This window comes from Vibrio sp. 10N.286.48.F5 (genome assembly GCF_041469785.1).
Lineage (GTDB): Bacteria > Pseudomonadota > Gammaproteobacteria > Enterobacterales > Vibrionaceae > Vibrio > Vibrio crassostreae_C.
This window is the reverse complement of the sequence record NZ_JBFRLG010000003.1, coordinates 1-15,602: the sequence shown is the minus strand read 5'-3', so window position 1 is coordinate 15,602 and position 15,602 is coordinate 1. Positions and strand designations below refer to the sequence as shown.

Sequence of the window (15,602 nt, the reverse complement as noted above, 5' to 3'; positions counted from 1 at the left end):
CCCGCACCATTAAAGCGCAATTAATAAGAGCCCAATAATATGCGTTTGAATATACCTAACATTTTGTCCTTACTGAGACTATTTTTGATCCCAGTATTCGTTGTCGTTTTCTATCTACCTTATCAATGGGCTCCTTTCGCTGCTGCGATGGTGTTTTGGGTAGCCGGTTTCACTGATTGGCTAGATGGCATGCTAGCTCGTAAGTTAGGGCAAACGTCTCGCTTCGGTGCCTTCATTGACCCTGTGGCTGACAAAGTGTTGGTCGCTACGGCTCTTATCCTGATTACAGAGCATTACCACTCTATTTGGATAACTATTCCAGCCGTGACCATGATTGCTCGTGAGATCATCATTTCAGCGCTTCGTGAATGGATGGCTGAAATCGGTAAACGCGCAAGTGTTGCGGTATCTTGGGTTGGTAAAGTCAAAACGGTTTCTCAGATGTTCGCTCTTTGGGTACTTATCTGGAGATACGACGACTGGATGGTGTGGGTAGGTTACATTGCACTGTATGTCGCCACCGTTCTTACTTATTGGTCAATGGCACAATACTTGATGGCTGCCAAAGACGATTTGTTAGACGAAAAACATCATTGATGAAGAAGCGAGCTGAGGCTCGCTTTTTTGATCTTTAACCTAAGGTTAAGTTATCAATAGTGGATATATAATGTGATATAGATCTCCTTTGAATAACCCGCTCACAGTGTGTTTTGAACATAAAGTCAGCTATTTGGCCTGTTTCGTATGAAATCTATTCAAACGAATTAAAAATACAAAAATAATATTGACTCAATCGTCTGAATCCGTAGAATGCATCCCGTACCCAAGAGGATGGCAATGAGCGATTCGATTGGAGTTACTAAGGCGCCTTGGCAGAGTGGCTATGCAGCGGATTGCAAATCCGTGGACCTCGGTTCGACTCCGGGAGGCGCCTCCATTCTCTCTTTCTTCTAGAAAGAATTTGAATGAAAATGCGATACTAGCTCAGTTGGTAGAGCGCAACCTTGCCAAGGTTGAGGTCATCGGTTCGAACCCGATGTATCGCTCCAAATTTTGTAATGTTGATTGGCGTCAGCATTAAGATGGTGTTTTACTTTTCAGTAATCGGCATCGCAATAAAGAATTGCGTGCCCTGGTGGTGGAATTGGTAGACACAAGGGATTTAAAATCCCTCGGCGTTCGCGCTGTGCCGGTTCAAGTCCGGCCCGGGGCACCATCTATTAAAGTCTTTATCTCGATAAAGCAAATGCGATACTAGCTCAGTTGGTAGAGCGCAACCTTGCCAAGGTTGAGGTCATCGGTTCGAACCCGATGTATCGCTCCAAATTAAGAAGCCCGAACAGAAATGTTCGGGCTTTTTGGTTTCTGACGTTTAGCTTTTACGTTTAAGAACTCTTCTTGTTCGAATCCGCACTCAACATTCATTTCTATCTCTGTTTCAAATTTTGCAATCAAGTTAGTTTTTAAAAGCGAGATTCCCTATGAACTCGTTCCTCGTGCTAGGGAATGACGGAAAGACGGTATGACCTCAAAGTCTCTCTAGTAACGTTTATAAATCCACGTCGTCATCCTCGGGCGTGAGGAACGAGCGAACCGGGGAGCTCTTGCCGCTTGCTGATTAACTTCAGTTTAATCTATTGCATCAGATAGTTTCTGAATAAAACAATACATCGACATGTTGTAAGGGACTCCCAATGAACTCATTCTTCAGGCTAAGGAATGACGGAAAGGCGCCACAGCCTCAAAGCCATCACTAACACCGCCTGTACACCCACGTCGTCATCCTCGGGTGTGAGGAACGAATGAACCGGGGATCTCTTGCCGCTTGCTGATTAACTTCAGTTTAATCTATTGCATCAGATAGTTTCTTGAATAAAGCAATACAATGACATGTTGTAAGGGGTTCTCTATGAATTCATACCTCGCTCTAGGGAGTGACGCCATGACCTAAAAGCTTCTCTAGCAACGTTTATAACCCCACGTCGTCATCCTCGGGTATGAGGAACGAATGAACCGGGGATCTCTTTCCCAAACGATAGTGTGACGATATTTACAGCAATTGCTTAGCCACCGCTGCTATTTATCAAGCTATTACTAAAAACTATTGATCGTTCATTTCACTTTATGTTACTTTCCCGCGCAATCTCGGAATGAAAATGTTCAAGAAGAGCAACGATTGCTTCTGGGGGATACGCGTAGTGACCATTCTTGCTGATTGGGACATTACGTAGGGTAGGTATTGGCTAGTCCTTTAGCTGATAGACGGGATACTTATGGCGCAGTTCGTCATGTTAATGGGAAACCCAACATTGAACACACTAATTACAACATTGCTAATCAGCTCTGCATTTCCAAAGGGACCAGCTCCTCATAGCTGCCCGATCCTGCAAAAATGTCCAATTCTTCAAAACAGTAGCATTACTGAACCTTGAGCTCACGCTAACAATTTATCGCTGTCTTAAGACGGCTTAATTTCGTATTCGTCATTTGACTTATGCGAGCGTACAGCTATATCTCATTTCTAGACAATACGTGTACTTCACTATGAACTCTCTCCAAATTTAACGAGAGTTGGTGGGTAATTGCGTCTGATGGAGGTGAGTATGAACACATTCAAGGGGACTTTTATGACTACCGCCTTTGAAGTCGATATCAATACTATCGCAAATTCATTTTCAACTATGGTTCCTATCTTAGAGGGAACGTACGACCTAACACCTGACGCTATTTTGCTAGAGCAAGAACAGCATGAGTCGGATGTTCGCTCTTACCCAAGACGCCTGCCTATTGCTATTAAACGAGCATGTGGCGCTTTAGTTGAAGATACTCGTGGCCAACTCTTTCTCGATTGCTTAGCCGGTGCAGGTACACTTTCTCTGGGTTACAACCACCCTGAGATTAACCAAGCACTTAAAGACCAACTCGATTCTGGTTTGCCATACCAAACACTTGATATCACGACTCAAGCAAAAGAGACGTTTATCAAGCGAGTTAAAGCTTTTCTTCCTCAAGACTTTTCAAATAACTCGGTTCTTCAATTCTGTGGCCCATCTGGCGCTGACGCTGTGGAAGCGGCGATCAAGCTCGCCAAGCAAACCACAGGTCGCAACACCATGTTTGCTTTCCGTGGTGCTTACCATGGCATGACCAACGGCACCATGGGTATGATGGGTAACCTCGGCACTAAAGAGCGTCGTAGCGGCTTGATGTCTGATGTGCACTTCATGCCTTTCCCATACAACCTACGCTGCCCGTTTGGTATTGGTGGTGAAGCGGGTGCTAACGCGAGCATTCGTTACATCGAACGTATGTTGAATGATGACGAGTCTGGCATCATGAAACCAGCCGCGATGATCGTTGAACCTGTACAAGGTGAGGGCGGTGTGATTCCAGCTCCTGCATCTTGGCTACAAGGCTTGCGTCGCATCTGTGATGAACACGGCATCCTACTGATCTTTGATGAAATTCAGTGTGGTGTAGGTAAGACGGGTCATCGATTTGCGTTTGAAGAGTCTGGCGTTAACCCAGATATCTTATGTTTGTCTAAAGCGATTGGTGGCGGACTGCCTATGTCGCTGCTTGTATTCGATAAGAGCATCGATACATGGAAAGCGGGTGAGCACACCGGTACATTCCGTGGTAACCAATTAGCAATGGTGTCTGGCGCTAAGGCGTTGGAAATCATTGAACGAGATGGTTTGGTTGAGCACGCGAACATCGCAGGCCAATATTTACGTCACGGGCTTGAGAAGATTCAATCACGCGTTAGCTGTATTGCTGAAGTTCGTGGTAAAGGCCTGATGCTCGGTGCTGAGATCAAACAACCAAATGGTGAGCTTAACAAGTTTGGCGAACCACAATCAGACGGCGAACTAACCCTAGCGATTCAACGAGCAGCGTTAGAGCGTGGCTTGATGGTTGAAAAGGGTGGTCGTGATGGCTCGGTAATTCGTTTCCTTCCGCCAATGATTATCTCTTTTGAGCAGATTGACTTTGCACTCCGCGTAATGGAAGAAGCGATCATCGCAGCTGGTGGTGGCTTACAACAAGACCCAACTTCAAGCGAACAAGCAAACCAAGAATGGAACAAGCATTTCATCCATACAGGTTTAGGCGGTAGCGACGAATTTGCTAACGTGATGAACCAAACCACTCAAGCGATGAAAGCGGTTTTTGAACAGGTTGAAACCCCTTATTCGGGTTTAGATCCAAAAGTGCTAGAAGCAGCTATCAATGCTGTCGACCTTGATAACAATCAACACGCTTTGGTTGATGTTGTAGATAGTACTGCAGACCTTGTCGCTGCAAACTCCATCTTCGTGCAACACCCAGATTGCATTGCACACCTTCACACTCCTCCTCTTATGGCTTCGGTAGCAGCGGAATCGATTATCGCGGCATTGAATCAATCAATGGATTCATGGGACCAAGCATCGGCTGCGACTTATGTTGAGCAGCGCGTTGTGGATTGGATGTGTGACAAATACCAACTTGGCGCACAAGCTGACGGTGTTTTCACTAGCGGAGGCACGCAAAGTAACCTAATGGGTTTATTGCTTGCGAGAGACTGGGTTGCGGATAAGCACAATGGTCATTCTATCCAAAAGCTTGGCTTACCAGAATACGCGAGCAAGCTGCGTATCTTATGTTCAAAGAAATCTCACTTCACGGTTCAAAAGTCAGCCTCTCTACTAGGGCTAGGCGAAGCGGCAGTGTGCTGTGTTGATACCAATGCAAACGGCACTATCAAGCCTGACTTGCTAGACGCAGAAGTGAAAGCACTGAAAGCACAAGGTCTGATTCCTTTTGCTGTGATTGGTACTGCGGGCACAACCGATCATGGTGCTATCGATGACCTTGATGCGATTGCAGAAATCGCAAGTCAGCAAGATCTTTGGTTCCATGTCGACAGTGCATACGGTGGCGCGCTTATCTTGAGTAGCCACAAGGCTCGCTTACAAGGCATCGAAAAAGCGGACTCTGTGAGTGTCGATTTCCACAAATTGTTCTATCAAACAATCAGCTGCGGCGCGGTATTGTTGAAAGACAAAGCGAACTTTAAGTACCTTCTACATCACGCAGACTACTTGAATCGCGAGCACGATGAACTGCCAAATCTAGTCGATAAGTCTATTGCGACCACCAAGCGTTTCGATGCATTGAAAGTCTTCATGACGATGCAAAGCGTTGGACCAAAGCAGTTGGGTGATATGTACGACAATCTTCTTGAGCAAACGCTAGAAGTGGCAGACCTGATTCAAAACCAAGCTGACTTAGAGCTACTCGCAGAGCCGTCACTATCAACAGTGCTGTTCCGATCTAAGCCGTCAGCAAACGGCGAGCTAGATTTAGACAAATTGAATCAAACGCTAAGACTGGAAGCGCTGACTCGTGGTGTTGCAGTACTCGGTGAAACGGTCGTGGATGGTAAGAGTGCGCTTAAATTCACTATCTTGAATCCGTGCCTAAAGACATCAGATTTCAAATCTCTAATTAACAAAATTCAAACTCTAGCCACTGAGCTAGCAGAACAACAAGGGTAATTAATACTATGGCTATTCTACAAATTGGTGCAGGCGGCGTTGGTTGGGTTGTTGCACACAAAGCAGCACAAAATAACGAAGTACTGGGTGATATCACAATCGCTTCTCGCACAATCGCGAAGTGTGAAAAAATCATCGAATCTATCAAGGGCAAAAACAACCTTAAAGATTCAACTAAGAAACTAGAAGCACGTTCAGTAGACGCTGATGATGTTGATGCGCTTGTTGCTTTGATTAAAGAAGTTCAGCCGGATCTAGTGATCAACGCTGGTCCTCCTTGGGTAAACATGGCAATCATGGAAGCATGTTACCAATCTAAAGTTTCTTATTTAGATACATCGGTAGCGGTTGACCTATGTTCTGAAGGCCAACAAGTACCACAAGCTTACGATTGGCAGTGGGGCTACCGTGAGAAGTTCGCTGAAGCAGGCATCACAGGTATTCTTGGTGCTGGTTTCGATCCAGGTGTGGTATCAATCTTTGCTGCATACGCGGTTAAGCACTTGTTCGATGAGATTGACTCAATTGATGTAATGGATGTGAATGCTGGTGACCACGGCAAGAAGTTTGCGACAAACTTTGACCCAGAAACCAACATGCTTGAGATCCAAGGCGATTCTTTCTACTGGGAAAATGAAGAGTGGAAACAAGTACCTTGTCACTCTCGTATGCTTGAGTTTGAATTCCCGAACTGTGGTTCTCACAAAGTTTACTCAATGGCGCACGATGAAGTTCGTTCAATGAAAGAGTTCATCCCAGCTAAGCGTATCGAATTTTGGATGGGCTTTGGTGATGCATACTTGAACTACTTCAACTGCATGCGTGATATCGGTCTTCTTAGCCCAGATCCGCTAACACTGCACGATGGTACTGTGGTTCAGCCTCTGCATGTTCTTAAAGCACTACTACCGGATCCAACATCTCTAGCTCCGGGTTACACTGGTTTAACGTGTATCGGTACTTGGGTTCAAGGTAAGAAAGATGGTAAAGAGCGTAGCGTATTCATCTACAATAACGCAGACCACGAAGTGGCTTACGAAGACGTAGAGCACCAAGCGATCTCTTACACAACTGGTGTTCCAGCGATTACCGCTGCACTTCAGTTCTTCCGTGGCGAATGGGCTGATAAAGGCGTGTTCAACATGGAACAGCTAAATCCAGATCCGTTCCTAGCAACTATGCCGGAAATTGGTCTAGATTGGCATGTTCAAGAGCTTGAAGCAGGCCAAGGTCTTCCAGTGATTCATGAGCAGAAAAAATAAGAACTGATTTCTTGTTTTGATTGCTAATTAAAGGGGACATGGATTGTTCCCTTTTCGATGATGATAGCCTTGAAGCTTTGGTATCATTTATTTTGATTTTGTAACTCACTGCGCTCGGACAGGACAAAATCAAAATAAATCACACCAAAATTGTTAATTTACCTTTCCATCTATAGATGCTGCTTGAGTGTTTACAAAAATGACGTTTAAGAAAGAAGAACTAAAAACCCCATATTTCATGATCAACGAAGACAAGTTGATTGCGAACTTAGAAAAAGCCAAGCAACTGAAAGAGATTTCAGGTGTGAAATTGGTACTTGCGCTTAAGTGCTTCTCGACTTGGGGCGTGTTTGACATCATCAAACCGTACCTAGACGGTACTACTAGTTCTGGCCCTTATGAAGTGAAATTAGGTCACGAAACTTTTGGCGGTGAAACTCATGCTTACAGTGTGGGCTACAGTGAAGATGACGTGAGAGAGGTTGCTGACATCTGCGACAAGATGATCTTCAACTCTCAAAGCCAACTTGCTGCTTACCGTCATATTGTTGAAGGTAAAGCTTCACTGGGTTTACGTTTAAATCCGGGCGTGAGCTACGCAGGGCAAGACTTGGCGAATCCAGCACGTCAATTCTCGCGTTTGGGCGTGCAAGCTGACCACATCAAACCAGAAATTTTCGATGAGATTAATGGTGTGATGTTCCACATGAACTGTGAGAACAAAGACGTCGATGCGTTTATCGGCCTGCTTGATTCAATCTCAGAACAGTTTGGTGAGCACTTAGATAAGTTGGACTGGGTGAGCATGGGCGGAGGTGTGTTCTTCACATGGCCTGGCTATGACATCGAAAAACTCGGTCTTGCGCTGAAAGCCTTCTCTGAAAAGCACGGTGTGCAGATGTATCTTGAGCCGGGTGAAGCGATCATCACTAAAACAACCGACCTAGTTGTGACAGTGGTCGATATTGTTGAGAACGTGAAGAAAACAGCGATTGTGGATTCAGCGACTGAGGCGCACCGCCTTGACACGCTTATCTACAATGAGCCCGCATCAGTATTGGAAGCATCAGAAACAGGCAGCCATGACTACGTGATTGGTTCGTGTTCATGTCTTGCGGGCGATCAGTTCTGCGAAGCGAGCTTTGATGAGCCACTTAAGATTGGTCAAAAGCTGCATCTGTTAGACAGCGCGGGTTACACAATGGTGAAATTGAACTGGTTCAATGGCCTTAAAATGCCTTCAATCTACTGTGAACGTAGCAGTGGTGAAGTTCAGAAGCTAAATGAATTCGGCTATGAAGACTTCAAACGCTCATTATCACAATGGTCAGTTAAGTAACTGAATCACAAGTTCAGAGCAATACAAAGAGCAGCTAATGAGCTGCTCTTTTTTGTTCTTTAATTTTGTTTATTTAGCTTTCAATCATCACACGAGTATCTTCACTGAGCGTTTCGAGTTCATTAACTACGTCGTCGATCTGTACTTCGATTGGCAGCTTAACGGCGATTTTTGATGTGAATAGACTTGAGCTAACACCGCCGCCACCAGCGATAAAGACGCGGTGACAATCCATATCGAGAATACTGATTCCTTGTCTATCCAATACATGAGTCACTTCGTTGACGATACCTGCTCGGTCGTTAGAGTCGAGTCTCAAGTGATGGACCGTGTCTTGAACATTGTGTGTATGATCGGAATCGACAAACTGCACGATGAGATCTGGATTGGCGCTGAACGCTTCTTTTACAATCGATTCGTTGATGGCTGGAAGTTGAACCTTTAGTACGCCTGCGACTTGGTCTTCAATAAAGTTCACTTTACTGATGAGCCATTTGCCGTCGTTTTCGTGAGTAACCGCAGCAAGCTGTTTGATTGTTGCTGGTGATGCTTTTCCGATAAAGTTTACGATAAATGTACTGTTCATATCAGCCCCCAAGGTTTCAATTATTCTTTGCTAATTAAATGTTTGATATCACGCGATAAAGTTCTTTAATTTCAGTGTAGAAGGTTACATCGAACAATGTTTGACCTAGGTCAATTTTTGAAACTAAGCTTCGATGCAAAAAAAGAGAATGAAGAGTAGGGCACAAAAAAAGCGGCTAGAGAGCCGCTTTTTAGAAGAGTTGTCACTGTGATTGATGATTCAGCAACTTATATTCAATAACTTATATTGAGTAGTACTAGAGACGAATTAGAACGTTACTTTGAAGTTCATACCAACAAACTGAGAGTCGTATGGTGCGCCAGCATCGTAAGCAAAACGTGCAGCGTCTTGGTTATCCCACCAAGGGTTAGTATTCAGGTTAACTTCTGCATCACCGCCCCATGCGTCACTTACCCAGTAGTGAATGTGTCCAACAGGGTTAAGGAAGAATAGCGACACATCACCCATGGTTTGAGAGCCCATCACTTCGCCACCTGAAGCAATGATATCCTGCTCTGCTTCTAGCATCATTTCACCGACAACCGCACCGAAGAAAGGTGTGATGAAGAGATCTTGCCATGAAGGTACTTCTGCAAACGCTTCTACGCCGTATTCCCAGAAGAACGTCGACATAGTCCAAGAGTATAAGAATGACTCAAACTCGTCGTAACCTGCGTGTCGAGCTGCGGTGTAGTAAACACCACCGAAATATGGGTGCATTACGTAGTTTAGGAAGTGTTCGTCACGGTCCCATGTTGGACCAGCAGAAACGTTATCTTTCCACTTTTTACCTAATGAGCTGATATCACGTTGGTCATCATCCCACTTAGTAATACTTTCAGGGAGCAGAGTCATTAGACCCACTGTCGCGACACTCAAGCCAAGAATGGTGTAGGTTTGACCCATTAGGTAATCCCAATCTTTCTCCTGACTCACCAACATGTGTTTTGGTTGTTGGATTGAGAAGTCGTACTCATCACTCGATTCGCTCAGTGCGTAATTGGTACTAGGCTTGTAGGTGTACAAGTTGTCATTAAAACAGTAATCTTGAGCACATTCATCCGAGTAAGAAAGGTTGATTGGCTGGTCGAAGTCGTATTGGCTTGCAACCGAGTTAACTGACATTAGCATTGAAAATGCGGCAGTAACCTTTGCTAGTAACGGTGATTTGGCCACAAGGGTCTCCATGAGAAAGTTTGGAATTGATCAGGGTCACAATTATCTATTAAATGCCTGATTTAGGGAACTAATAATTTATAGCTTTTCCTAAGAAAACCTTAGGTTTAACATTATTAATATTAATGAAAAGGCGAATTGCTCCAAATTCAACCATAGACCAGTTTGTAAATAATGCAGTGTCTTTTTATGACAACAAGGGATAGAAATATGACGAAAATCGCAATGTTAAGCACAGGTGAAGAAGTTCTTCATGGAGACATTGTAGATACAAACGCAGCTTGGATGTCTGCTGAGTTTTATCAGCATGGTTTTGCGCTTGCTAAGCGCTCAACTGTGGGTGATCAAATGAATGCTCTTGTTGAAGAATTGCTGATGCTGAGCTTTAACTATGATGTGGTTATCGTTAATGGTGGTTTAGGCCCGACAACCGATGATATGAGTGCTGCCGCCGCTGCAGCTGCTTCCGAGCAGAAACTCGTCATGTTCCCTGAATGGCTTGCTCGTATGGAAGAGATGTTCTCTGGACGTGGCATGCCAATGCCAGACAGCAACCTTAAACAAGCTTTGTTACCTGCGAGTTCAGAGATTGTCGATAACCCTGTGGGGACGGCTTGTGGCTTCAAACTGAAAATTAACGATGCGACTTTCTATTTCACGCCGGGTGTACCAAGTGAATTCAAGCGCATGGTGACGTTTGAGATTCTTCCTGACTTGTCGTGTACCTACCCTCAAGTGGTTGCCTCTGAATGCAGTCGACTGTTTACGTTTGGTTTGTCTGAGTCCGGTATCTCTGATGTTTTGGATCAACTAAAGCTGCCAGAAGGTTATGAACTTGGTTATCGCTCTTATCTGCCGTTCATTGAGGTCAAACTGTTTGGTCCTAAGGCAGACTTAGAAACTCGCGTTAAGCTTCTGCAGATGGTTTACAAGCTGCTAGAGAGTAATGTCGTTAGTGTTGATGAGCCGATGATTGACCATATTGGACACATCATGGCGGAAAAAAAGAAGACGTTATCTGTGTCTGAAGTGTCGACCAAAGGTTCACTGTCAGCGTGGCTGCAATTGAATGAGCAGATAGAAGATTGCTTCGGACACTCATGGGTGATGGCTGAGCCAAAAGAGAGCGAACTTGAAAAGAGCGATCCATTAGCCGCGACCTTTGCGCTGGCTGGAGCAACAAGAGATAAGTGCGGAACTGAATTGGCTTTGGTGACTGGTAAGCTGGAAGGCAACACATTCAGCGTTGCATTGTCGACTGAAGCAGGCGAGTGGGGGCAGGTACTTGAGTTTTATCGTCAGTACTCGCGTGAAGACCAACGCAACGTGATTAAGACCGTTGCCACCGATATGCTGAGAAGGCATTTAGATAACAAACCGATGTTTGGTACTTATTCTTCGGTTAAGCGATTAAAAGACATGTTTATTCCAGCGGCTATCATTAAGTAGCTATGTAAGCTAACGATGTAAGCTAACGATGTAAGCGAACTCGCTAAGTCTGTATTAAAAACGCTAGAAAAAACGAAATAAAAAGGCCCAACATCTAAATAGGTGTTGGGCCTTTTGTTTATCTAGCCTTCTAGATAACCAAACAAGCAGCGATGTTTACACGCAACTCATGTCTGTAAGAACTCGATTACAAACCGCTTGTCATATGTAGGCTGTAGAACAAACCACGGCCGATTAACTCTGAAGCCAAGAACAATACTAGTGCTAAGCCAAGGTTAACTGGGTTCACTTTTGCTTTGTTCAGCATAGGTAGAATCCAAATCAACAAGCTTGCCATTAGCAGTGCCACTTGAAGAATCACATAGCTACCTAAACCATCGACTAACTCAGACGCTTTTGCCGCTGAAGTTTGGATGTCTCCGATTAGGTTCAGTTTTCCTACTGTCACAAGCAAGCTGATAGCAACAGCGATAACAGCCAACATGGTGATGTTACGGTCAACCGTAAAGCGGCTGTCGTTTGCGAATACAATCACGAACTGAGATAACAGCAAGCCACCCACAACCATCGTCATGATGAAGCTCAGTGGTGTGTAGATGTTGTCCCACGTCGGTACTGTGTTGATCATGTATACGTTGATCATCGCGTACATGAAGATAACACCCAGTACCATCGCGCCAACCATCAGTGCTTTCTGGATAGCAACGCCACCTTTCTTGACTACCGACAGTAACCATTGCAGGCCACCGACAGCGAAGAATGCCGCACCGAAGAACACTTCGTTAGACAACCAAGCCGAACCTAGCTGATTAAAAGCGTTAAACGCGCGCAGTGGAGAGCCAAGGTGCGTTGTCGAGAACATGAAGCCAAGACCCATCAGTACCCATAGGATAAACATTGGAACCTTGTAGCTGTTCAGCTTCTCTTCGTCATGACCAAGTACCAGTGCACGTGCGCCAATCAGTAAGTAACCACCAACCGCAGTTTGCGCCAGCACCGTAAAGAAGATTAAAGACCACTCATGAAAAATCATCTTACACCTCCTTCGGGTTTGCTAGGTGACCGCTGGTATCGCCAGTCGGCTTCGCGTTTTTGTTCAGCTTAATCACGATGTTTGGTAGCGTTTCTGTTGAAGATGGCAGTGGAGCCACATCCGCACCAGAGCCGTACTTCTCGCGAAGTGTATTGATTTCACCAAACTCCAATGCACGAAGTGGGCAAGACTCAACACAGATAGGCTGTTTGCCTTCAGAAACACGTTGGTAACAACCATCGCATTTCGTCATATGACCTTTCTTAGCATTGTATTGTGGTGCGCCGTAAGGACACGCATTGCTACAGTGCTGACAACCAATACATACGCTCTCATCAACCACAACCAAACCGTCTTCATCACGTTTGTGCATTGCGCCCGAAGGACACACTTTCACACACGCTGGGTTAGTACAGTGGTTACAAGCGATAGATAGGTAGTAAGAAAAGACATCTTTCTGAACCCAGGTATCACCATCTTGAGTGAAGCCACCACCGGCATATTCGTATACGCGACGGTAGTTCGTTTTGATGTCTAGATCGTTATAATCTTTACAAGCAAGCTGACAGGTTTTACAACCCGTGCATTTACTTGAATCAATGTAAAAGCCGTATTGTTTCATTCCAACCTACCTTATGCTTTCTTTAGCGCTTTGATTTGAACTAGGTTTGTATGCTGAGGGTTACCCTTAGCAAGTGGGCTCGGGCGCTGAGTCGTCAGCACGTTGATAGAGCCTGCATGGTCGATCTTCTGACCATCTGGTGCGTACCATGCACCTTCGCCTAGTGCGACAACTCGAGGAAGAATCCTAGGTGTCACTTTCGCTGGAATATGTACTTCGCCACGGTCGTTGAAAATACTCACCATGTCGCCGCTATCAATACCACGTTCTTTTGCATCGATTGGGTTGATCCACAACTCTTGCGGTGCTGCTGCTTTGATTTCTGCAACGTTGCCGTAAGTCGAGTGAGTACGAGCCTTGTAGTGGAAACCGGTTAGCTGAAGTGGGTACTTCTCTGCTAGTGGGTCGTTATGACCTTCGAAAGAGTCCGCGTAAATCGGAAGTGGGTGAATCACTTCGTCTTCTTTCAGCTTCCAAGTCTTCGCGATATCAGCCAGTTGCTCTGAGTAGATCTCAATCTTGCCACTTGGTGTAGTCAGTGGGTTCGCTTCAGGATCTTTGCGGAAGTCTTCGTAAGCGATGTAGTGGTGGTCGTAGCTACGTTTGTAGATACCCAGCTCTTTCATCTCTTCGAAGGTTGGCAGTGTTGGATCGTTCTTACGAGTTTCTGCGTAAAGGTGCTCAATCCATTGCTCTTGAGTACGGCCTTCGGTGAACTCTTTTTCTACGCCCATGCGTTTTGCAAGCTGAGTACACATCTCGTAGATAGATTTCGCTTCAAACTGAGGCTCAATCGCTTTCTGCGCGTAGATGAAGTAAGGCATGTTCGCCGCTTTACCGTCCATACACCAGTCGTCTTGCTCAGACGTTGTTAAGTCTGGAAGGATGATATCGGCGTATTTCGCTGAAGAAGTCATATGGTTATCAACCACGACAATCATTTCACACGCACTTTCATCTTGAAGAATCGCGTGAGTCTTGTTGATGTCTGAGTGTTGGTTGATGATGCAGTTACCTGCGTAGTTCCAGATCATTTTGATTGGGTTCTTAAGGCGCTCTGCACCGCGAACACCATCAGTGATGTCGGTCATTTCATGGTGACGGTAAATCGCGTCTGTCCACATGAACATTGAAATAGACGTTTCAACTGGGTTTGGCACAGTAGGGAAGCGCACAAACGGAATGTTGATGTCACTTTCACGAGCACCTGTTGAACCGCCTGATACACCCACAGAACCGGTGAGTAGCGACAGCATTGCGATTGCACGACAAGCTAGCTCACCGTTCGCAGTACGTTGTAACCCCCAACCTTGGTGGATAGCACACGGTTTTGCTGTGCCCATCTCACGACCAAGCTTCACGATAGTATCAACTGGAATACCCGTGATCTTAGAAGCCCACTCTGGTGTTTTCTCTACGCCATCTTGACCTAAACCTAGGATGTAAGATTTGTAGTCGCTGTTTTTAGGCGCTGATGCAGGCAGAGTTTTCTCGTCGTAACCTACGCAGTATTTGTCTAGGAACGGTTGGTCGACAAGGTCTTCCGTGATCATCACGTGTGCAAGGCCGGCAACCAACGCAGCATCGGTAGAAGGACGAATTGGGATCCATTGATCTTCACGACCACCGGCAGTATCGGTGTAGCGAGGGTCGATGATGATCGTTCTTGCGTTCGATTTGTTTTTGCTCTCTACGTAGTGGTGGATCAGACCGCCACCAGACATACGTGTCTCAGCAGGGTTGTTACCAAACTGAATGTTAAGTTTAGTGTTCTCTAAATCAGAGAAAGAGTTGTTGTTTGCCCAACCGCCGTAGGTGTAGCTCAAGCCTTTCGTGATTTGCGCTGTTGAGTAGTCACCGTAATGGTTTAGGTAACCACCACTTAAGTTCATTAGACGAGCAATCAGCGTTTGAGCTGGTGGCCAAGACTTAGTTACTGTACCGCCCAGCGTACCAGTACCGTAGTTTAGGTAGATGGTGTCGTTACCGTAGTCTTTGATAAGGCGTTGCATGGTGCCAGCGACTTCATCATAAGCCTCTTCCCAGCTAATACGCTTAAACTTACCTTCACCACGTTTACCCACACGTTTCATTGGGTACTTTAGGCGATCTGGGTTATAAACACGGCGGCGCATCGAGCGACCACGTAGACACGCACGAACTTGGTGATGACCGTATTCGTCAGTGCCTGTGTTGTCTGTTTCTACGTATTTGATTTCACCGTTTTGTACATGCATACGCAGTGGGCAGCGAGAGCCACAGTTTACTGTACATGCACTCCACACGATTTTCTCATCCACATTCTCAGCAACCGCAGCCGCTACTGGTTTGGATTTGAAAGGTAAAGCGATACCGCCCGCAAGTGCAGCTGCACTACCTACTGCAGAGGAAGCTTTCATGAAGCCTCTTCGAGTAAGATTCATTACCCCAGATTCTTTCTTATTCGTCATTCTAAGATGCCTTTTACTATTGATAGCTAGCACTTTATAGGTAGTTTGTTCTTTATGTATTTATTTCGAATTATTGATTGATTGGCATCAAATAAGTGTGGAATTTAAAGTTTATGAATTGAATGTATAAAATAGATCAAAG

10 protein-coding genes and 4 tRNA genes are annotated in these 15,602 nt (G+C 45.3%); 9 read left to right on the top strand and 5 right to left on the bottom strand.

All coding sequences use genetic code 11. From position 1 onward, the window contains the following. Positions 1 to 39 precede the first annotated feature (39 nt). From pgsA to nspC, 8 genes are all read left to right on the top strand, one after another. Complete coding sequence (gene pgsA / locus AB4185_RS01610; RefSeq protein ID WP_017061490.1) at positions 40 to 597, top strand: CDP-diacylglycerol--glycerol-3-phosphate 3-phosphatidyltransferase; 558 nt, start codon at positions 40 to 42, stop codon at positions 595 to 597. Between the two features lie 266 nt (positions 598 to 863). Further along, positions 864 to 937: transfer RNA gene (locus tag AB4185_RS01605), tRNA-Cys, on the top strand. A gap of 36 nt (positions 938 to 973) precedes the next feature. After that, positions 974 to 1,049 (top strand) — tRNA-Gly (locus AB4185_RS01600). An 80-nt stretch (positions 1,050 to 1,129) separates the two neighbouring features. Next, positions 1,130 to 1,216 (top strand) — tRNA-Leu (locus tag AB4185_RS01595). Positions 1,217 to 1,248: 32 nt separating this feature from the next. Then, positions 1,249 to 1,324: transfer RNA gene (locus tag AB4185_RS01590), tRNA-Gly, on the top strand. A 1,279-nt stretch (positions 1,325 to 2,603) separates the two neighbouring features. Further along, complete coding sequence (locus AB4185_RS01585) at positions 2,604 to 5,543, top strand: pyridoxal phosphate-dependent class III aminotransferase (RefSeq protein ID WP_372134733.1); 2,940 nt, start codon at positions 2,604 to 2,606, stop codon at positions 5,541 to 5,543. A gap of 8 nt (positions 5,544 to 5,551) precedes the next feature. Then, positions 5,552 to 6,805: a carboxynorspermidine synthase gene (locus AB4185_RS01580; protein ID WP_372104683.1), complete on the top strand. Its 1,254-nt coding sequence runs from the start codon at positions 5,552 to 5,554 to the stop codon at positions 6,803 to 6,805. 199 nt (positions 6,806 to 7,004) lie between these two features. Further along, on the top strand, positions 7,005 to 8,144 hold the full coding sequence (gene nspC / locus AB4185_RS01575) for a carboxynorspermidine decarboxylase (RefSeq protein WP_017063550.1): 1,140 nt from the start codon (positions 7,005 to 7,007) through the stop codon (positions 8,142 to 8,144). A gap of 73 nt (positions 8,145 to 8,217) precedes the next feature. On the opposite strand, the gene AB4185_RS01570 is transcribed toward nspC, so the two are convergent. Both AB4185_RS01570 and AB4185_RS01565 read right to left on the bottom strand, forming a co-directional pair. Beyond that, positions 8,218 to 8,730, bottom strand: a complete 513-nt coding sequence (locus AB4185_RS01570) for a glycine cleavage system protein R (RefSeq protein ID WP_017061000.1) — start codon at positions 8,728 to 8,730, stop codon at positions 8,218 to 8,220. Positions 8,731 to 8,997: 267 nt separating this feature from the next. Continuing rightward, positions 8,998 to 9,906: a DUF3943 domain-containing protein gene (locus AB4185_RS01565; RefSeq protein ID WP_017069173.1), complete on the bottom strand. Its 909-nt coding sequence runs from the start codon at positions 9,904 to 9,906 to the stop codon at positions 8,998 to 9,000. A 210-nt stretch (positions 9,907 to 10,116) separates the two neighbouring features. Here AB4185_RS01565 and AB4185_RS01560 point away from each other — a divergent pair, with 210 nt between their 5' ends. Further along, positions 10,117 to 11,355 (top strand): CinA family nicotinamide mononucleotide deamidase-related protein, encoded by a 1,239-nt coding sequence (locus tag AB4185_RS01560; RefSeq protein WP_065585167.1) that lies wholly within the window; start codon positions 10,117 to 10,119, stop codon positions 11,353 to 11,355. 187 nt (positions 11,356 to 11,542) lie between these two features. Here the strand turns inward: AB4185_RS01560 and AB4185_RS01555 are convergent, their stop codons facing one another. The 3 genes from AB4185_RS01555 to AB4185_RS01545 are packed head-to-tail and all read right to left on the bottom strand — an operon-like array spanning position 11,543 to position 15,460. Then, positions 11,543 to 12,388 carry a DmsC/YnfH family molybdoenzyme membrane anchor subunit gene (locus AB4185_RS01555; RefSeq protein WP_017060997.1) on the bottom strand — a complete coding sequence of 282 codons (846 nt, stop codon included), beginning with the start codon at positions 12,386 to 12,388 and terminating at the stop codon, positions 11,543 to 11,545. Between the two features lies 1 nt (position 12,389). Beyond that, on the bottom strand, positions 12,390 to 13,010 hold the full coding sequence (locus AB4185_RS01550; protein WP_004733360.1) for a DMSO/selenate family reductase complex B subunit: 621 nt from the start codon (positions 13,008 to 13,010) through the stop codon (positions 12,390 to 12,392). 11 nt (positions 13,011 to 13,021) lie between these two features. After that, complete coding sequence (locus AB4185_RS01545; RefSeq protein WP_372134731.1) at positions 13,022 to 15,460, bottom strand: DmsA/YnfE/YnfF family dimethyl sulfoxide reductase; 2,439 nt, start codon at positions 15,458 to 15,460, stop codon at positions 13,022 to 13,024. Between the last annotated feature and the right edge of the window lie 142 nt (positions 15,461 to 15,602).